We start from the raw sequence: 19,972 nt of genomic DNA, 5'->3' as shown, positions 1-19,972 counted from the left end.
AGCAGAGCGGGATGATGCATCGGTCGATGTCGGTAGATCATTCATAGCGCAGCACCTCGGCCGGCTGGATGCGGGAAGCGCGCCAGGCCGGATAGAGTGTCGACAGGAAGCTCAGCACCAGCGCGGAGCCGATGATGACGCCCATGTCGGACAGCTCGAGACGAGACGGCAGATAGCTGATGAAGTAGACGTTGGGATCCAGGAACTGGATACCGAAGGTCGACTGCACCCAGGCGATGATGTCGGAGACGCTCAATGCCAATGCCACCCCGGCGATGGCGCCGATGATGATCCCCATCACGCCGATGGTCAGCCCCTGGACGATGAAGATGCCCATGATGCTGCCGGGCTTGGCCCCGAGGGTGCGCAGGATGGCGATGTCGGCGTGCTTGTCGGTCACCATCATCACCAGCGTCGAGACGATGTTGAAGGCTGCCACGGCGACGATCACCATCAGTAGCAGGCCGATCATGTTCTTCTCCATCTGGATGGCGGCGAACAGGTTGCCGTGGGTACGCTTCCAGTCCATGCCTCGATACTGCGGCCCCAGCTGGCTGATGATGTCACGGGTGACGGCATCGGCACTGAACAGGTCATCGAGTTTCAGGCGTACGCCCTGCACCTCGCCTTCCTTGAAGCGTGCCAGCTTGGCCATGTCCGAGATGTCGGTGTAGGCGAGACTGGCATCCACGTCCGCGCCGACCTTGAAGATGCCGGTCACCGTGAAGCGCTTGAGGCGCGGGAAGATGCCCCCGGGCGTGATGGAGGCCTCGGGCACCAGCAGCGTGACGCGATCCCCGACGCCGACCCCGAGATTGCGTGCCAGCAGCTCCCCCATCACGATGCCCCAGCTGCCCGGCGTGAGGTCTGCCAGACTTCCTTGCACCATGTGCTCACTGATGATCGAGACCTGGTCCTCCGCGGACGGATCGATACCGGTGACCAGCGCGCCCTTGTTGCGACCATTGGTGGTGAACATGCCCTGCTGCTCGATGTAGGGAGCGGCACCGACGACATGCGGCTTCTCGCGCAACATGCCGGCGAGCGTCTCCCAGTCGGTGACGCTGTCGCGCGCCTCGACCCGCACATGCGGCACCATGCCCAGTACGCGGGTACGCAATTCGTGGTCGAAGCCGTTCATGACGGACAGCACCAGAATCAGCACGGCCACGCCCAACGACAGGCCGAGCATCGAGGTCAGGGAAATGAAGGAAATGAAATGGTTACGGCGCTTGGCGCGGGTATAGCGCAGGCCGATCAGAAAGGGTAGGCGATCCAGCAGCATCGAAGTCGATTCCTTGGGTCAGGGTCGCGGGCCATGATACGCATTCCGCAGGCTCGGCGCATGGGGCCACAATCGCGCCCAGTTTGCCAGCCCTCGCATGAGAACAGCATGAACCGCCAGTCTCGAGTGTCTGGGCATATGACGCACGCAGGGGCTAGCGTCGACGCATGGCTCTGCTATCATCGCGCGCCAAGTCCGCGGTATCGCGGCATTACCGTCACTTCTTCATCAGGGAGATGCCCATGGCCACCCGTCTGCTTGCCGAATGGCACCCGCAGGATGCCATCCAGCTCAGCTGGCCCAGCCCCCACAGCGACTGGAACGAGATGCTCGAGAGCATCGAAGCCACCTGCGAGGCCATGGTGATCGCCATCAGCCGGTATCAGCACGTGCTGATCAGCGTCAGTGACGAGGCCACCCACGAGCGCCTCACGTCACGCTTCGCCGGTTTCGGCGTGCCGGCCGAGCGTCTGCATCTGCATGTGGCGCCGCTGGATGACACCTGGACGCGTGACCACGGCCCCATCACCGTCGAACGTGATGGCCAGCCGGTACTGCTCGACTACACCTTCACCGGCTGGGGCGGCAAGTTCGAAGCCGCCCGTGACAACGCCCTGACCCGAGCGCTGGCCGCTCAAGGGGTCTATGCAAGCCCGGTGGAAAGTCGCGATTTCATTCTGGAAGGCGGCGGCATCGAGACGGATGGCCTGGGGACGCTGTTGACCACCGAGGCCTGCCTGCTCAACGACAATCGCAATGCCGGGCTGAGCCGCGAGCAGGTCGAGGCACAGCTCACGGCTGATTTCGGTGTCTCACGCATCCTGTGGCTGGCCAATGGCCATCTGGAAGGCGATGACACCGACAGTCATGTCGACACCCTGGCGCGCTTCTGCGACCCGCGTACCATCGCCTACGTGCGTTGCGATGATCGCGACGACCCGCACTACCCGGCGCTCAAGGCGATGGAAGCCGAGCTGGAAGGCATGCTGGATGCCAATGGCGATCCGTACTTCCTGGTACCGCTGCCATGGCCAGAGGCCTGCTTCGATCCCGAAGACGGCCATCGCCTGCCGGCGACCTATGCCAACTTCCTGATCATCAACGGCGCGGTGCTGGTACCGACCTATGCCGATCGTCACGACATGATCGCGCTCAAGGCCCTGGCGGGCGCCTTCCCGGGACGTGACATCATCCCGGTCGACTGCCGCGCCGTGATTCGCCAGCATGGCAGTCTGCACTGCATGACCATGCAACTGCCCAAGGGCACCCTGGCCACCTCGAACCTCACTCAAGGAGCACTGTGATGACCACTTCCCGCCGTACACTCAAGGTCGGTGTCGTCCAGCAGCAGGGCTGGCCCGACAAGGATACGAGCCTGGCGGCCAGCGAGGCGGCCATCCGCCGCCTGGCAGCCGGCGGTGCTGAGCTGGTGATGCTGCAGGAGCTGCATGCCAGCCACTATTTCTGCCAGACGGAAGACACCGCGATCTTCGATCTCGCCGAACCCCTCGAAGGCCCGACCACCCAGCGCCTGGCCGGTCTGGCCGCTGAACTCGGTCTGGTCATCGTCGGCTCCATCTTCGAGCGCCGCGCCGCGGGCGTATATCACAATACCGCCGTGGTGCTCGACAAGGCCGATGGCCTGGTCGGCACCTTCCGCAAGATGCACATCCCGGATGATCCCGGCTTCTACGAGAAGTTCTACTTCACGCCGGGTGATGCGCCCAGCGCACAGTCGCCGCGCCGCGGTTTCGAGCCCATCGATACCTCGGTGGGCCGCCTGGGCGTGCAGGTCTGCTGGGATCAGTGGTACCCGGAAGGCGCGCGACTGATGGCACTGGCCGGTGCCGAGATGCTGCTCTATCCCACCGCCATCGGCTGGGACCCGCGCGATGATGAAGCCGAGCAGACGCGCCAGAAGGATGCCTGGACGCTGATCCAGCGCAGCCACGGCGTCGCCAATGGCGTGCCGGTGATCGTCGCCAATCGAGTCGGCCATGAAGCGGACCCGACGCCAGCCAGCGAAGGCATCCAGTTCTGGGGGGGCAGCTTCGTGTGCGGACCCCAGGGCGAGCTGCTGGCGCATGGCGGCACCGAGCCCGAGGAGTTGCTGGTCGAGGTGGATCTGGCGCGTGGCGAGGACGTGCGCCGCATCTGGCCCTATCTGCGTGACCGCCGCATCGATGCCTATGGGGATCTCACCGAACGCTATCGCGACCGCTAGACGCAAGGTCGCGATCAGCTCCTGAGGAAGCCGCGTGTTTCTTGACGACGCTTCCCGCCCGGGAGATGCCAGCCATGCCACGAGGCGCCCTGCGGGGCGCCTCGTGTCGTATCCGCACGCTTGTCTTTCCCGCCAGGCTGCGCTAAACAGGATAACGCGATAAAAAGAGTGTATCCCTCAAGCGCCAACCAGGACGCGGACCATGCCCGAATATCAGCTGATGGCCAGAATAGAGGCGGCCTTCGATGAACAGATCAGCGCAGCCGAACAGGTCATCACTGCCGTCGCGGAGGAGAATTCGCCGCTGTGGCGGCTGGATGGCGGCCATGCCGATCTCGATTGGCTACGGCTCGCGCTGCAGGATGTGTGGTATCAGGATGGGCAAGATGGGCGTGTCACCCGCCCCTATCTGGGCGTGGTGGCGGCAGGCCCGCAGGTGATCCAGGCGGTCGGCGCCCTCAATCTGGCCAAGGAGCATCTGGCGGGACTGTTTGCCGAACTGCGTGAGGCGTATCCCGATCAACTCGCGGAGCTCAAGGCCATCCTGCCCTTCCGCCACCCCGGCCTCAACCAGCACCTGAAGGGCGATGGCCTCGCTCGTCTGCATCTGAAGCAATGCTGGCGGCGCGTACCGGTCGCGGAAGCAGCGGTGGCGCGAGTGCGTTTCGCCTGGTACAGCTCCGGACGCTCCATTCAGCGCGTCAGTGTGCCGGAGTGCGAGGCGATGCTGATGAAACTGGATACCGAGGCCGATCACGTGCGCCTGCAGCTCAGACTGCTGGCGGGCCTGCCCTCTGACGAGATACTGGCACGCATCCAGCCTCAGGCGCCGCTGATGCGCGCCAATCTCTTCTATCGTGAGCCGGTCTTGCGCGAGGATGGCGAGCTGCGCACTCGCCGCGCGATGAACGTCTCGCTACCGCTGTTCCTGCCCCACGATGACCTACGCCTGCCGGCGCTCAACCAACCCTCACCGACTCCGCCCGCACAGCGCACACGCGCCAGACGCGGAGATGTGCGCATCGAGGACACGCCCTTTCTCAAGAGCCTGCGCGTGCATCGCTATCGCTGATCTCTAGAGCCGGAGAGCCAGTGAGACAGAGAGACTGTGAAGTCGCCTGCTAGAGATCCAGCCCTGATTCCGGCAGGCGCTTGAGGTGCATGCGGCGCGCCAGGCGGATCAACGGCTTGAGCGTCAGCTGCAGCGAGCCGATCACGAACAGCCAGATCCCCAGCGTCATCCACTCATCCCAGAAGAAGCACACGCTGCCGATGGTGAACAACAGACCCAGCACCAGCTCGTTGATGATGCTGGCCAGCTCGTAACGGCGGTGGATGACCAGCTCCTCATGCCCCAGCCTCAGGGTCAGGTCCGTGGTCGGATCATCCTGCAGCGCCCTGCGTGAATGATTGCTTGTCTGCCGAGTGTCGCTTGTCTGCGAGCTGTTTTCCTGCGTGCCGCTTTCCCCGCAATCATGCTGCTGCATGCGTCATTGCCCTCAAGGTTCGTCAATGGAAAGGTCCCTGCGAGAGCCCCGGATACGACAAGGCCTCGACACCAGAGATGTCGAGGCCTTGTGAACCGCTTTCAAGCGCAGCGTAATCAGAACAGACGATTGAGTCCATTCATGGCAGCGACCCGATAGGCTTCCGCCATGGTCGGGTAGTTGAAGGTGGTATTGACGAAGTACTTGAGCGTATTCGCCTCACCTTGCTGCTGCATGATGGCCTGGCCGATGTGCACGATCTCGGATGCCTGATCACCGAAGCAGTGGATGCCGAGGATTTCCAGCGTGTCGCGATGGAACAGGATCTTGAGCATGCCGACGGTGTCGCCGGTGATCTGGGCGCGTGCGGTGTCCTTGAAGAAGGCCTGCCCCACTTCGTAGGGAATGCGCGCTTCGGTCAGTTCGCTCTCGCCACGCCCCACCGAGCTGATCTCGGGGATGGTGTAGATGCCGGTCGGCACCTCATTGACGAACTTGAACTCCTCGCCCAGCAGATTGGCCGAGGCGAAGCGACCCTGATCATAGGCAGCAGAGGCCAGGCTCGGCCAGCCGATGACATCGCCCACGGCATAGACGTGGTCCAGCTCGGTGCGGTACTGATCATCGACCGTCAGCTGACCACGGCCATTGGCCTGCAGACCGATGTTCTCGAGGCCGAGGCTGTCGGTGTTGCCGGTGCGCCCATTGGCCCACAGGAAGGCGTCCGCACGCAGCTTCTTGCCGGACTTGAGGTGCACGACCACACCGGACTCATCGCCCTCGATGCGCTCGTATTCCTCATTGTGGCGCACCAGCACGCCGTTGTTGCGCAGGTGGTAGGACAGCGCGTCGGAAATCTCGTTGTCCAGGAATGACAACAGACGATCACGGGTATCGATCAGGTCCACCTTGACGCCCAGCCCCGAGAAGATGGAAGCGTACTCGGACCCGATGACACCGGCACCGTAGATGATCAACGTGCGCGGCGTGTGCGACAGACCCAGGATGGTATCGGAGCAATAGATACGCGGGTGGCGGAAATTGACGTCTGCCGGGCGGTAGGGGCGCGACCCGGTGGCGATCACGACCTTCTCCGCGTGCAGCTCCTCGGTCCCTTCATGGGCATCACGCACCAGCACGGTGTGCTCGTCCTTGAAGCGCGCGGTACCGAAGAACACGTCGATGCGGTTGCGAGCATAGAAGCGCGTGCGCATCTCGACCTGCTGCTCGATGGTACGACGCGAACGTTCCAGCACCTTGGGGAAGGAGAACCAGCGCGGCTCACCGATGTCGCGGAACATGCGATTGGTGTTGAACTCGATGATCTGCTTGACCGCGTGACGCAGGGCCTTGGAGGGGATGGTGCCCTTGTGGGTGCAGTTGCCGCCCACGGAGGACTGGGCCTCGATCACGGCCACTCGCTTGCCATGCTTGGCCGCATTGACCGCCGCGCTCTCCCCTGCCGGACCGGTACCGATCACGACCACATCGTAGTTGTAGACTGCCATGAGACTCGCTTTGCTCCTTGGTTGTTCGTAGGCCGGCCCTGACACGCCACACTCTGCTCAGGGAGAGAATGGCATGCCAGGGCCGGCGGCTGGCCTTGCGGCCGGCGGGCTCTGAGTCATCAGAGCAGAAATCAACGACGCGGGGCTTCGTAGGCCAGATCACTGGCCGGCTTGCCGCCGCTCTCGGCCATCAGACGCTGGCGCTCCTGCTCCTTCTCGCACTCGTCATCCTTGCCGCCACAGATATCACAGCCATCCTTGAGCCCGAGGTTGTTGAGGCCGCCGCAGGAGCCGGCGATCGGCTTGCGCCCCATCAACACCCCGACAGCCATCGCGCCGATCAACAGCAGCATGGCGGCGAACACCAGTAACCAGATAGTCATGTCATTTCTCCCGGGGCATGGCCCCATGTTGGCCCACTGTGACCGACCCGACTCGACCGCCACATCGGTACCCGCCCTGACGGGAGGGTGCCGATGCATCGTGAGTGGCAGGCCCGGTCAGGGGCGTGTCACGACAGGTGGCAGCGGATCACGTCCTCCCCGTCTGCCTGACGGCAGACAGGCTCAGACGCTGGATTCCCCTGCGGGCTTCGTCTCGCCTGTCGCCGGCGCGTCCTTCAGATAGGGCGCGAATGCCGGACTCCAGGACTGCTTGAAGCCATCATCCGTTTTGACAATGAAATAGGCGGCAATGTTCTCGCGTCTTGCGATGGCCATTGCCTTCTCGGCGCCAAGCACGTTGAGTGCCGTGGCCCAGGCGTCCGCACTCGCACAATCTGGCGTGATGACCGTCACCGATGCCAGGGAGTGCTGAATGGGACGACCGGTACGCGGATCGATCGTGTGTGAGTAACGTACGCCGTCCTGCTCGAAATAGTTGCGGTAGTCACCGGAAGTCGCCACGGCAGCATTGCCGGGGTCGATGATCCGCTGCACGGAACGCTCGAAGGACTTCGGCGCTTCGATGGCGATACGCCACGGCTTGTGGCCGGGCTTCTCACCCTTGACGCGGATCTCGCCACCGACCTCGACCAGATAGTTCTCGATGCCATTGGCCTCGAGCACATCGGCGACTCGATCCACCCCATAGCCCTTGGCGATCCCCGACAGGTCGGCATACACCGGCTTGCGCTTGATCACCGTATTGCCATCGAGCTCCAGCGCCAGATGATCGACCTTCTCGAGCGCCTGCGCGATCTGTGCATCACTCGGTGCCTTGTCGAGACGCTCATCCGGGCCAAAGCCCCACAGATTGACGGCCGGACCGACGGTGATGTCAAAGGCACCCTCGGAGCGCCTGCCGATATCCTGCGATTCGGCCAGCACCTGCGCCAGGCCATCCGACAGCGTGATCGGCGTATCCAGCGGTGCCTGATTGAGCTTCGAGAGCTCCGAGGTGTCCTTGTAGGTCGACATCTGCCAGTCGACCTTGTCCAGCGCCTCGACGCTCGCCTGCTTGAGTGACGCCACCTCATCGACATCCAGATCCCCTGCCACCGTGACATGGAATCCGGTGCCGAAGATGGGACCGGCGAAGCGATGCAACTCAGGGTTGCTGGAATTTTCACAGCCTGCAACCAGCAGGGCCAGCCCCATGAGGGCCGGCCCTGCCAGTCGTCTTGCGACGCGTGACATCATCGATCAACCACCGAAGTCATCGAGCAGGATGTTCTCCGGCTCCACACCCATGTCGGTCAGCATCTTGACGACGGCGGCGTTCATCATGGGCGGCCCGCACATGTAGTACTCGCAGTCCTCAGGGGCCGGGTGGTCCTTGAGGTAGTTTTCGTACAGGACATTATGGATGAAGCCCGTCGGGCCTTCCCAGTTGTCCTCAGGCTGCGGATCAGACAGCGCCAGGTGCCACTCGAAGTTCTCGTTCTCTTCGGCCAGCTGGTCGTATTCCTCGTTGTAGAACGACTCGCGCATGGAGCGCGCACCGTACCAGAACGACATCTTGCGCTTGGAATTCAGACGCTTGAGCTGATCGAAGATATGGCTGCGCATCGGCGCCATGCCGGCACCGCCACCGATGAAGACCATCTCGGCGTCGGTATCCTTGGCGAAGAACTCACCGAACGGCCCCATCACGGTCACCTTGTCACCCGGCTTCAGCGAGAAGACATAGGTGGACATCAGCCCCGGCGGATGCTGGGAATTCGGCGGCGGAGTGGCGATACGGATGTTGAACTTCAGGATGCCGTACTCTTCCGGATAGTTCGCCATGGAGTAGGCGCGGATGACCGGCTCTTCGTTCTTGTGCTGAACGTTGAACAGACCGAACTTCTCCCAGTCACCACGATACTCTTCTTCGATATCGAAGTCGGAGAACTTGATGTCGTAGGCCGGCGCTTCCAGCTGCACGTAACCGCCGGCGCGGAAGTTGACTTCCTCGCCTTCCGGCAGCTGCAGGTTTAGCTCCTTGATGAAGGTCGCGACGTTCGGGTTGGCGGTCACGGTGGTTTCCCACTTCTTCACACCGAAGATCTCTTCCGGCACTTCGATCTTCATGTCCTGCTTGACCGGGACCTGGCATGACAGGCGCCAGCCTTCCTTCTTCTCACCCATGGTGAAGTGGGATTCCTCGGTGGGCAGGATGGAGCCGCCGCCCTCCTCGATCCGACACTTGCACTGGGCACAGGAACCACCGCCACCACAGGCGGAGGACAGGAAGATGCCATTGGCCGCCAGGGTCTGCAGCAGCTTGCCGCCGGCCTGGGTGGTCAGGGTGTTGGCGGGGTCGCCATTGATCTCGATCTGGACGTCACCGCTCGAGACCAGCTTGCTGCGTGCCGCGAGAATCACGAGCACCAGGCCGATCACGACCACAGTGAACATGACGACGCCGAGCACGATGATGGAGGTATCTACCATTTCGATTTCCTTATGCTCGGTTGCGTTACAGCTGGACGCCGGAGAAGGACATGAAGCCCAGCGACATCAGGCCAACGGTAATGAAGGTAATGCCGAGACCCTGCAGGCCAGCCGGCACGTCAGAGTACTTGAGCTTCTCGCGGATACCGGCCAGTGCGGCGATCGCCAGTGCCCAGCCGAAGCCGGCACCCACGCCATAGATCACGGACTCGCCGAAGCTGTAGTCACGCTGCACCATGAACAGGGCCGCACCGAGAATCGCGCAGTTGACCGTGATCAGCGGCAGGAACACGCCCAGCGCGTTGTAGAGCGCCGGCACGAACTTGTCGAGGAACATCTCGAGGATCTGGACGATCGCCGCGATGACGCCGATGTAGGACAGGTAACCCAGGAAGGACAGGTCGATGCTTTCCGCACCTTCCAGACCGGTCCAGGTCAGCGCGCCTTCACGCAGCAGATAGTTCAGGATCAGGTTGTTGACCGGGACGGTCACCGCCAGCACGACGATGACGGCCACGCCCAGACCGATCGCGGACTGGATCTTCTTGGACACCGCCAGGAAGGTGCACATGCCCAGGAAGAAGGCCAGCGCCATGTTCTCGACGAACACGGCCTTGATGAACAGGCTCAGGTAGTGTTCGAACATGTTACACGGCCTCCTTGATCTTGGTGTTGGCGGTAATCTTGTACTCCGCCTTCTCGACCTGCTCCGGATAGACGCTGCGCAGCACCCAGATGAACAGACCGATGACGAAGAACGCGGACGGCGGCAGCAGCATCAGACCATTCGGGATGTACCAGCCACCGTCGTTGACGGTCTGCAGGATGGTCACGCCGAACAGGGAGCCGGAACCGAACAGCTCACGCACGAAGCCGACCACCAGCAGGATCACGGTGTAGCCGAGACCGTTGCCGATACCGTCGATGAAGCTCATCGCCGGGCCATTCTGCATGGCGTAGGCTTCCGCGCGGCCCATCACGATGCAGTTGGTGATGATCAGACCGACGAAGACCGACAGCTGCTTGGAGGTCTCGAAGGCGAAGGCCTTGAGCGACTGATCGACCACGATGACCAGCGAGGCGATGATCGTCATCTGCACGATGATGCGGATGGACGACGGGATGTGATTGCGGATCAACGAGATGAACAGACTGGAGAACGCCGTCACCAGTGACACCGCGATCCCCATGATCAGGGCGGTGTTCATCGAGTTGGTCACCGCCAGCGCGGAGCAGATACCGAGGATCTGCAGCGCGATGGGGTTGTTCTTGAAGATCGGCGTCGTCAGGACACCTTTAGGAGTTTCGGCTGCCATCATTACGCTCCTTTGACGTCGCGGAACTGGGTCAGGTACTTGGCGAAGCCATTCTCACCCATCCAGAACTGCAGCAGGTTGGTCACGCCGTTGCTGGTGAGGGTAGCACCTGACAGGGCATCAACCTGGTACTTGGCATCCGGAGATGACGGATTGACACCGCCCTTCTTCAGGTGCACTTCCGGGTCCATGCTGTCTTCGGGATAGATCTTCTTGCCATCCCACTGGGCCTTCCACTTCGGGTTGTCGACTTCGCCGCCCAGCCCCGGAGTTTCCCCCTGCTGATAGAAGGACAGACCCACCACGGTGTTGCCGTCACCCTTGAGTGCCAGGTAGCCGTACATCATCGACCACAGGCCGTTGCCACGCACCGGGACGATGATCTCGTCCGGCTGCTCGACATCACCGACCAGATAGACCACCGAGTACTGCTCACGACGCTTGATGCCCGGCAGATCCTCATCACCGGACAGGGTACGTGAGGTGGCCGGGTCCTTGGACATCTTGGCCTGGTCGTACTTTTCCGGATCGATGTCGTCGACGTACTCACCGCTGTTCAGGTCGACGACCTTGGCGGTGACCTTGTCACGGAACTGCTGGCCGACATCCTCGCCCGGCTGCAGCAGCTCGGCGACCGCGAGGATGTTGCTCTTGCGGTCCAGCTCGGCATTGGTCATCTGCATCGGACGCAGCACGACCGCTGCGGTGGATACCACCACCGAGCAGACGATGCACAGCCCGAGCGCGACGCCGAGGGTCTTCTTGATGGAATTGTTGCTGGCCATGTCAGGCGGTCTCCTCGTTCGCGATGCCGGCAGCCTCGCGCTTGACGCGGCGCTTGATGTTGGCCTGCACGACGAAGTGGTCGATCAGCGGGGCGAACAGGTTGGCGAACAGGATCGCCAGCATGATGCCCTCCGGGAAGGCCGGGTTGGCGACACGGATCAACACGGTCATCACGCCGATCAGTGCACCGAAGATCAGCTTGCCCTTGTCGGTCATGGAAGCCGAGACCGGATCGGTGGCCATGAAGACCATGCCGAAGGCGAAGCCGCCGATGACCAGATGCCAGTACCACGGCATCGCGAACATGGCATTGGTGTCACTGCCGATGGCGTTGAACAGCGCCGAGGTCGCGACCATGCCCAGCAACACGCCCAGCATGATTCGCCAGGAGGCGATGCGCGTCCACAGCAGTACCGCCGCGCCGAGGAAGATGGCCAGCGTCGATACCTCACCCAACGAGCCCGGAATGAAGCCCAGGAAGGCATCGGTCCAGCTCATCTGCTGCATCAGGGCGCTCATGCCGTCCTGTGCCGCGGTGGACAGTGCGGTCGCACCGGTATAGCCGTCAGCCGGCACCCACACCGCGTCACCGGAAATGCTGGCCGGATAGGCGAAGTACAGGAAGGCACGACCGGACAGCGCCGGGTTGAGGAAGTTCTTGCCGGTACCGCCGAAGACTTCCTTGCCGATCACCACACCGAAGGTGATGCCGAGCGCGACCTGCCACAGCGGGATGGTGGCCGGCAGCGTCAGCGCGAAGAGCACGGAGGTGACGAAGAAGCCTTCGTTGACCTCGTGACCGCGACGCATCGCGAACAGCACTTCCCAGAAGCCGCCGACCGCGAAGGTCACCAGATAGATGGGCAGGAAGTAGGTGGCCCCCAGGATGAAGTTGGCCCACACGCTGCCCGCATCATGGCTGCCCGCCAGCATCATGACGATGGCTTCACGCCAGCCGCCCAATGCACTGTAACCGCCAGCGATGGCCTCGTTGGCCTGCAGACCGGCGTTGTACATGCCGAAGAACATGGCCGGGAAGGTACACATCCAGACCGTGATCATGATGCGCTTCAGGTCGATACCATCACGCACGTGCGCGGTGGTACGCGTGACACTCGCCGGCGCATAGAAAATCGTGTCCACGGCTTCGTAGAGCGCGTAGAACTTCTCGTACTTGCCACCCTTGTGGAAGTGCGGCTCCAGGTTATCCAGAGTCTGTCGAATACCCATCATCAGACCTCTTTCTCGATCGTGGTGAGGTTGTCACGCAGGATGGGACCGTACTCGTACTTGCCCGGGCACACATAGGTGCACAGTGCGAGGTCCTCTTCATCAAGCTCCAGGCAGCCAAGCTGCATGCCGGTCTCGATATCACCCACGATCAGCGAGCGCAGCAGCTGCGTCGGCAGAATGTCCAGCGGCATGACCTTCTCGTACGCCCCCACCGGCACCATGGCACGCTCGGAGCCATTGGTGGAGGTGTTGGGACGATAGTCACGCAGACCGGTCAGCTTCGACAGGTAGATACCCAGCACCGAGTGACGATTGGCACCGGTGGACAGCCAGCCCATGAAGGCACGCTTGTTGCCTTCTTCCAGCAGACTCACCTGAGTGTGATAGCGGCTGACGAAACGCAGCGCCCCTTCACAGGTCAGACCGGAGAACACGGAACCGGAGATCACACGGGTATCTTCCGGCTGCTCGACTTCCCCCTTGAGCAGTTCTTCAGTGCTCGCGCCCAGACGGGTACGCAGCAGGCGGGGCTTGGTGGCACGCGGGCCACCGACGGCGATGACACGCGTGGTGTCCAGACGCCCTTCCGCCAGCAGGGTACCGATGGCGACGACATCCTGATAACCGACATGCCAGACATGACGCTTCAGGCTGACCGGTGCGAGATGATGGATGTGCGTACCCGGCAGACCTGCCGGGTGCGGGCCCTTGAAGGACTCGCTGACCACGCCGGCCACATCGCCGCCCGGGATATCCGCGCCCGGTGCCTGGCACAGGAACACCTTGCCTTCGGTCAGACGCGTCAATGCGACGAGACCCTGACGGAACGCAACTTCCTGCCCCTTGAGCACCACGGCCGGATCTGCGGCCAGCGGGTGGGTATCGATGGCGGTGACGAAGATGGCTGCCGGGGTGGCATCCAGTGCCGGCACACGCGAGAACGGGCGGGTACGGAATGCCGTCCACAGACCGGAGTCGACCAGCTGGTCGACCACGACCTGACGCTCGAGACCGGCCAGCGCCGCCTCGCCATGCGCGGTGAATTCCACCGCTTCGCCCTGCGCATCGGTCTCGATGACCACGGACAGAAGCTTGCGCTTCTCGCCACGGTTGATCTCGACCACGGTCCCGGCAGCAGGCGCGGTGTAACGGACGCCCGGGGTCTTCTTGTCGGTGAACAGGAGTTGCCCCAGTTTCACCTTGTCCCCTTCACGGACTTCCATCGTCGGCTTCATGCCGACGTAGTCAACACCCAGGATCGCTACGCGACGAACGGGCTGCGCATCCTCGATACGCTGCTCCGGCGCCCCGGCGATGGGGAGATCCAGGCCACGTTTGACTTCGATCATAGACTCGCCCAATTGTCGGATCTGATGTTGTTCAGGAAAGATCACGCATCAATGACACGCCTCGAGGCCGACATACGGCCAGGCAACCTCGCGAGATTCGCGTTTCAGTTGATGTGAATGCTTTTCTTATCAGACGGTTGGAGGTGTAGCCCAGAGATTGGACCGGCCCAAAAAAATCCGCCTCATTATAAAGATGCGAGCCCCGAAAGACCATACGACACTAAAGTGGTGAGGGCATTCAACACGCCAACGCCCCTGCCATCGAGGACGGCAGGGGCGTTGTATTGACAGGCATTTTTTCCTCACCGTGCGTGAATCACGCCATGGCGCGACCCATTGCCTCAGCGAGTGGGGAAATAGCTGAAACGCACGTTGGACATGTGCTGCAGGATACGCACGACCTGGCAGCTGTACCCGAACTCGTTGTCATACCACACATACACGACGGCCTGCTTGTCGGTGACGATGGTCGCCTGGCCATCGACGATGCCGGAATGGCGGTTGCCGACGAAGTCGGAAGAGACCACTTCACAGGAATCGACGTAGTCGATCTGCTTCTGCAGTGAAGAGTGCAGAGAGGCCGTGCGCAGAAAGTCATTCATGCGCTCGGCGTCGCTTGCGGTGTCCAGCGTCAGATTGAGAATCGCCATCGAGACGTTGGGCGTCGGCACACGGATCGCGTTGCCGGTCAGCTTGCCGGAAAGCTCCGGCAGCGCCTTGGCGACGGCCTTGGCGGCACCGGTCTCGGTCAGCACCATGTTGAGTGCCGCCGCGCGACCGCGACGGTCCCCGCTGTGGAAGTTGTCGATCAGGTTCTGGTCGTTGGTATAGGAGTGGACCGTCTCCACATGCCCCTGACTGACGCCGTATTCGTCGTGCAGCACCTTCAGCACCGGCACGATGGCATTGGTAGTACAGGAGGCCGCGGAGATGATGCGGTCATCATCGCTGATGTCGGTGTGGTTGACGCCATAGACGATGTTCTTCAGATCGCCCTTGCCCGGAGCGGTGAGCAGCACCTTGGCCACGCCCTTGCACTCGAGATGCTGCCCCAGGCCGGCCTCGTCGCGCCACTTGCCGGTATTGTCGACCACGATGGCATTGTCGATGCCGTGCGCGGTGTAATCGATCTCGGACGGCGAGTTCGCGTAGATGATCTTGATGTAGTTGCCATTGACGATCAGCGCCGAATTCTCCTGATCGACCGTGATGCTGCCCTCGAAGGGGCCATGCACGGAATCACGACGCAGGAGGCTGGCCCGCTTTTCCAGGTCATCCTTGCTGCCACGCACCACGATGGCGCGAAGACGCAGCAGATTACCGCCACCGGCCTTCTCGATCATGATGCGCGCCAGCAGGCGGCCGATGCGCCCGAAGCCATACAGGACGACGTCCTTCGGGTCGCCACCCATGCCGCCTTCGACGTAGCCACCGACGATATCGGTCAGTTCACGCTTGAGGAAGGCGGTGATGTCCGTCTCGTCGGAGCGCTTGAAGGCCACCGCCAGCTTGCCGATATCGACATGGGCCGGCCCGAGATTCAGCTCGATCATGGCACGCACCAGCGGGAAGGTGTCCTCGACGGACAGCTCCACCCCTTCCGCCTTGCGCACCCAACGGTGGTTCTTGAGGATACGCACCATGGAGCGGTTGATCAGCGAACGCCCATAGATGGAGGGCACGACATTGAAGCGACGATAGAGGTCACCCAGCAGCGGGATCATCTGTTCGGCGAGGGCTTCATTGTCTTGCCACTGCTTGAAACAGGCTTCGAGATTCTCTTTGCTCACGGAGGAATTCCTCTGACTGGCGAACGATAGGCGAACGCGGCAAGCGAGCTTGCAGCGTCGGACAAGGCCAGCTGAGTATGCGTAACGGGGGGCGGGGTCACAATGAAAGGATGGTCGCACGGAGGGTAGTAGTGCTACAGAATCAACGATTTGACTACAAGAGCCCTTCCTGAAGCACCGTCCGCATCCCGTGGAGGATCGCCGGACAAGCTCTTGCGAGATTCCGGGCCTCGCCACCGATGAAAAGGCCACGCCTCGCCCCCATGACAGGGAATGACTTGCTATCATCAGGCGCAGGGCATTGACGACACCGCCTCGGCAGCCCCGTCACGGCAAGGGGTTGGATCTGCGACCATCAGAGCGGGCCGTCAGAACGCCCCCTCCATGCTGGCTGCCACGAGTAGCGCCCTGCGCCGACCATTGCGCCTTCATCACCATCGCTCGCGCCGCCGCGGGCTTTCACCGTTTGGCGTGACTGGCGAGGAGCACCCCTCCCGCCGGTGAATCTTCCCGTGCGCCCAAGCCCAGGACACAAGACACCAGAGCCCATGTTCGAGACTCCGCTGACGCCCCCGTTGCCACGCTCTCCCCGTGAGACCACCTACTGGACGCTGCAGGATGGCAGCGCTGCCGCCCTGGCGCTGGCGCGCCTGGCGGACGCCGATGAAGCGCCACTGATGGTGATCACGCCGGACACCGCCAGCGCCCAGCGTCTGGAGGCGGACCTGCACTTCTATACCCGCCACCCGGAGCGCCTGCTGCCATTCCCTGACTGGGAGACACTGCCCTACGACAGTTTCTCGCCCCACCAGGACATCGTCTCGGAGCGCCTGCGCACGCTGCGCACCCTGCAGGCCAGCCGCCGCGCCATCGTGCCGGTACCGGTCAACACCCTGATGCAGCGCCTGGCGCCGGCGGATTACATCGCCGGCCAGGTCTTCAGTCTCGCCAGGGGAGACACTCTCGACCGCGAGAATTTCCGCTCACGCCTCTCACGTGCCGGATACCGTGCGGTGGAGACCGTCTACGAGCCCGGAGAGTATGCGTTGCGCGGCGCGCTGATCGACCTGTTCCCGATGGGCAGTGAGCAACCGCTGCGAATCGATCTGTTCGATGACGAGATCGACACCCTGCGCGCCTTCGACCCCGACACCCAGCGCAGCGGCGACAAGGTCGAGGCGATCGAGATCCTGCCCGCCCACGAATATCCTCTGACGCGCAGCGCCATCGCCTGTTTCCGCGAGGGCTTCGAGACACTGTTCGATGTCGACCCCCGCCAGTGCATCCTCTACAACGATGCCATCAAGGGCATTCCCTCACCGGGGCTCGAGCAGTATCTGCCGCTGTTCTTCGAGGAGACCGCGACGCTGTTCGATCACATGGGCGACAACCTGCGGATCGCCATGCTGCCGGGAGCTCGCGAAGCGGCCGAACATCATTGGGACGCCATCACCACGCGCTACGCCAATCTCAGCGTGGACCCCACGCGCCCGCTGCTGCCGCCGCATCGCGCCTTCGTGCCGGTCAACGAACTGTTCGCGTTGATCAAGCAGCACGAGCGCATCGAACTGCTGCGCGAGCCCAATGCGCACACCATCGAATTCGGCCAGCAGGCGCTGCCCAGCCTCGCCATCGATGCACGCAGCGCCGACCCCACCCAGGCGCTGGCGAGCTTCCTCAAGCAGCGACTCAACGGCCAGAGCGCACAGCGCATCCTGTTCGTCGCCGAGACCCAGGGTCGCCGGGAAGTCGTCGAGGAGCAGCTCGCTCCGCTGCTGCGCAGCTTCGGGCTACGCAGCCTGGAGGACTTCGCGAGCTTCCAGCACTTCGTCGACAGTCCCGCCGCGGTCGGCCTGACCGTCGGGGGCCTGACGCGTGGTGCCTGGGTAGCGGGTGAGCAGGCCTCCCAGGCGCCCTCCCCCGAGCGCGAAGACGCCGCCAAGGGGCTGGTCATCGTCACCGAGACCGAGCTCTATGGCGAGGTAGTCCGCCAGAGCCGTCGTCAGGCGCGTGCCACCGATGACAACGAACTGGCGGTGCGTCATCTCTCGGAGCTGCGCGAAGGCGCACCGGTGGTACACCACACCCACGGGGTCGGTCGCTACCTGGGACTCGAGACCATCGATGCCGGCGGCCAGGAAGCCGAGTTCCTCGCCCTTGAATACGCCGACGGCGCCAAGCTCTATGTGCCGGTGGACAGCCTGCATCTGATCTCACGCTATTCCGGCGCCAGCGATGAACTGGCACCGCTGCACAAGCTGGGGTCCGAGCAGTGGGAGAAGGCCAAGCGCAAGGCGGCCGAGAAGATTCGCGACACCGCCGCCGAGCTGCTGGATGTCTATGCACGGCGCGAAGCGCGTGTCGGCCATGCCTGCGACTTCCCCGCCGAGGACTACGCCCGTTTCGCGGCCAGCTTCCCCTTCGAGGAGACACCGGACCAGGCGCAGACTATCGGCGCGGTGATCCAGGACATGTGCTCTCCTCAGCCGATGGATCGCGTGGTGTGCGGCGATGTCGGCTTCGGCAAGACCGAGGTCGCGATGCGCGCCGCCTTCCTGGCCGTCAACTCCGGCCGTCAGGTGGTGGTGCTGGTGCCCACCACCCTGCTGGCCCAGCAGCATTACGACAACTTCCGCGATCGCTTCGCCGACACCGCGGTGGAGATCGCCCTGCTGTCGCGCTTCACCAGCGGCAAGGGCCAGGAAGCGTCACTGGAGCGCATCCGCAAGGGTCAGGCGGATATCGTGATCGGCACCCACAAGCTGCTCTCCAAGTCGCTGGAATTGCCCAACATGGGACTGCTGGTCATCGATGAGGAGCACCGCTTCGGGGTCTCCCAGAAGGAGCGACTCAAGAGCCTGCGTGCCGAAGTGGACATCCTGACCCTGACCGCCACGCCGATTCCGCGCACGCTCAACATGGCGATGAGCGGCATTCGCGACCTGTCCATCATCGCCACACCACCGGCGCGCCGCCTGTCGGTGAAGACCTTCGTCCAACAGCGCAACGACGGCGTGATCAAGGAAGCCATCCTGCGTGAGCTGCTGCGCGGCGGACAGGTCTACGTGCTGCACAATGAGGTCAAGACCATCGAGGAAAGCGCGGCACGCATCGCGGAACTGGTGCCGGAGGCCATCGTCGGTGTCGCCCACGGGCAGCTGCCGGAGCGTAGCCTGGAGCGGCGCATGTCGGACTTCTACCACAAGCGCTTCAACGTGCTGGTCTGCTCGACCATCATCGAGACCGGCATCGACGTCCCGAGCGCCAACACTATCATCATCGAACGCGCCGACAAGTTCGGCCTCGCGCAGCTGCACCAGCTGCGTGGGCGCGTCGGGCGCTCGCATCACCAGGCCTATGCCTACCTGCTGACCCCGCACCCCAAGGCCATGACCCGCGATGCGGTCAAGCGTCTGGAGGCAATCAGCGAATCGCATGACCTGGGGGCCGGCTTCACCCTGGCCTCCCATGACATGGAGATCCGTGGCGCGGGCGAGCTGTTGGGTGATGAGCAGTCCGGCCAGATGGAAACCATCGGCTACTCGCTGTACATGGAGATGCTGGATCGCGCCGTGAAGGCCATCAAGGCCGGCAAGACGCCCAACATCGAATCGCCGCTGGATGAGGGCGTGGAAGTCGGACTCAATCTGCCGGCGCTGATTCCGGGTGACTACCTCCACGATGTCCAGCAGCGCCTGATGATGTACAAGCGCATCAGCAACGCCGAGAACGCCAGCGATCTCCGGGAATTGCAGGTCGAGATGATCGACCGCTTCGGCCTGTTGCCGGAGCCGGTCAAGACGCTGTTCCGCCAGACCCGGCTGCGCCAGCGCGCCCAGGCACTGGGCATCGTCAAGCTGGAAGCCGGTGCCGCACGCGGCCGCATCATCTTCGGCGCCCAGACGCCTGTCGATCCCTTGACGCTGGTGACACTCATCCAGCGCCAGCCCGATGTCTACAGGCTGGAAGGTGCCGACACGCTGCGCTTCACCACCGAGATGGAAGACGCCGAGGCGCGCTTCAGCTTCTGCGAATCCTTGCTCGAGCTGCTCAACGCCAAGACCCAGGCGGCCTGACGCACCCACTCACCTCTGTGCACGTGAAAATGCGCGGAACAT

Annotated in this window: 16 protein-coding genes; 4 read left to right on the top strand and 12 right to left on the bottom strand. The window is 62.9% G+C overall.

The genetic code is table 11. The features are described 5' to 3' along the window. Positions 1 to 37 precede the first annotated feature (37 nt). Entirely contained in the window at positions 38 to 1,282 is a 1,245-nt protein-coding gene (locus AC26AR_RS04340) for a lipoprotein-releasing ABC transporter permease subunit (RefSeq protein WP_077373141.1), read from the bottom strand. Between the two features lie 245 nt (positions 1,283 to 1,527). Between AC26AR_RS04340 and AC26AR_RS04335 the strand changes: the two genes are divergently transcribed. The 3 genes from AC26AR_RS04335 to AC26AR_RS04325 all read left to right on the top strand — a co-directional run bounded on the left by AC26AR_RS04335 (position 1,528) and on the right by AC26AR_RS04325 (position 4,581). Continuing rightward, a complete protein-coding gene (locus AC26AR_RS04335; protein WP_488107607.1) occupies positions 1,528 to 2,589 on the top strand; it encodes an agmatine deiminase family protein in 1,062 nt (353 codons plus the stop codon). After that, positions 2,589 to 3,509: a carbon-nitrogen hydrolase gene (locus AC26AR_RS04330; protein WP_176502781.1), complete on the top strand. Its 921-nt coding sequence runs from the start codon at positions 2,589 to 2,591 to the stop codon at positions 3,507 to 3,509. Before AC26AR_RS04335 ends, AC26AR_RS04330 begins: the two co-directional genes overlap by 1 nt. Positions 3,510 to 3,711: 202 nt before the next feature. Beyond that, on the top strand, positions 3,712 to 4,581 hold the full coding sequence (locus tag AC26AR_RS04325) for a DNA replication terminus site-binding protein (RefSeq protein WP_084209145.1): 870 nt from the start codon (positions 3,712 to 3,714) through the stop codon (positions 4,579 to 4,581). A gap of 49 nt (positions 4,582 to 4,630) precedes the next feature. Here the strand turns inward: AC26AR_RS04325 and AC26AR_RS04320 are convergent, their stop codons facing one another. From AC26AR_RS04320 to AC26AR_RS04270, 11 genes are all read right to left on the bottom strand, one after another. Beyond that, positions 4,631 to 4,996, bottom strand: coding sequence for a YrhK family protein (locus tag AC26AR_RS04320; protein ID WP_084209146.1), 366 nt, complete (start codon positions 4,994 to 4,996; stop codon positions 4,631 to 4,633). A 116-nt stretch (positions 4,997 to 5,112) separates the two neighbouring features. After that, on the bottom strand, positions 5,113 to 6,504 hold the full coding sequence (gene sthA, locus AC26AR_RS04315) for a Si-specific NAD(P)(+) transhydrogenase (RefSeq protein WP_077372019.1): 1,392 nt from the start codon (positions 6,502 to 6,504) through the stop codon (positions 5,113 to 5,115). Positions 6,505 to 6,635: 131 nt separating this feature from the next. After that, a complete protein-coding gene (gene nqrM / locus AC26AR_RS04310) occupies positions 6,636 to 6,887 on the bottom strand; it encodes a (Na+)-NQR maturation NqrM (RefSeq protein ID WP_077372016.1) in 252 nt (83 codons plus the stop codon). 183 nt (positions 6,888 to 7,070) lie between these two features. Continuing rightward, entirely contained in the window at positions 7,071 to 8,144 is a 1,074-nt protein-coding gene (locus tag AC26AR_RS04305; protein WP_488107606.1) for an FAD:protein FMN transferase, read from the bottom strand. A gap of 3 nt (positions 8,145 to 8,147) precedes the next feature. Next, positions 8,148 to 9,380 carry an NADH:ubiquinone reductase (Na(+)-transporting) subunit F gene (nqrF, locus tag AC26AR_RS04300; protein ID WP_077372013.1) on the bottom strand — a complete coding sequence of 411 codons (1,233 nt, stop codon included), beginning with the start codon at positions 9,378 to 9,380 and terminating at the stop codon, positions 8,148 to 8,150. 25 nt (positions 9,381 to 9,405) lie between these two features. Continuing rightward, positions 9,406 to 10,026, bottom strand: coding sequence for an NADH:ubiquinone reductase (Na(+)-transporting) subunit E (nqrE, locus tag AC26AR_RS04295; RefSeq protein ID WP_077372011.1), 621 nt, complete (start codon positions 10,024 to 10,026; stop codon positions 9,406 to 9,408). Between the two features lies 1 nt (position 10,027). Then, positions 10,028 to 10,696: an NADH:ubiquinone reductase (Na(+)-transporting) subunit D gene (locus AC26AR_RS04290; RefSeq protein ID WP_077372008.1), complete on the bottom strand. Its 669-nt coding sequence runs from the start codon at positions 10,694 to 10,696 to the stop codon at positions 10,028 to 10,030. A gap of 2 nt (positions 10,697 to 10,698) precedes the next feature. Further along, the gene (locus tag AC26AR_RS04285; RefSeq protein WP_077372005.1) at positions 10,699 to 11,481 is read right to left on the bottom strand and encodes a Na(+)-translocating NADH-quinone reductase subunit C; all 783 of its coding nucleotides are present in this window, start codon (positions 11,479 to 11,481) and stop codon (positions 10,699 to 10,701) included. Between the two features lies 1 nt (position 11,482). Further along, on the bottom strand, positions 11,483 to 12,715 hold the full coding sequence (locus AC26AR_RS04280; RefSeq protein WP_077372002.1) for an NADH:ubiquinone reductase (Na(+)-transporting) subunit B: 1,233 nt from the start codon (positions 12,713 to 12,715) through the stop codon (positions 11,483 to 11,485). After that, complete coding sequence (locus tag AC26AR_RS04275) at positions 12,715 to 14,064, bottom strand: Na(+)-translocating NADH-quinone reductase subunit A (protein WP_084209148.1); 1,350 nt, start codon at positions 14,062 to 14,064, stop codon at positions 12,715 to 12,717. The genes AC26AR_RS04280 and AC26AR_RS04275 overlap by 1 nt, the downstream gene beginning before the upstream one ends. Positions 14,065 to 14,405: 341 nt before the next feature. Then, on the bottom strand, positions 14,406 to 15,854 hold the full coding sequence (locus AC26AR_RS04270; RefSeq protein ID WP_488107605.1) for a glyceraldehyde-3-phosphate dehydrogenase: 1,449 nt from the start codon (positions 15,852 to 15,854) through the stop codon (positions 14,406 to 14,408). A gap of 548 nt (positions 15,855 to 16,402) precedes the next feature. Here AC26AR_RS04270 and mfd point away from each other — a divergent pair. After that, positions 16,403 to 19,930 (top strand): transcription-repair coupling factor, encoded by a 3,528-nt coding sequence (gene mfd, locus AC26AR_RS04265; RefSeq protein WP_488107604.1) that lies wholly within the window; start codon positions 16,403 to 16,405, stop codon positions 19,928 to 19,930. The last annotated feature ends 42 nt before the right edge of the window (positions 19,931 to 19,972 follow it).

The sequence above is a fragment of the Cobetia sp. PS-4MA genome (assembly GCF_057670765.1).
Note: the sequence above shows the minus strand (reverse complement) of the source record. Positions and strands in the feature narration are given on the sequence as shown.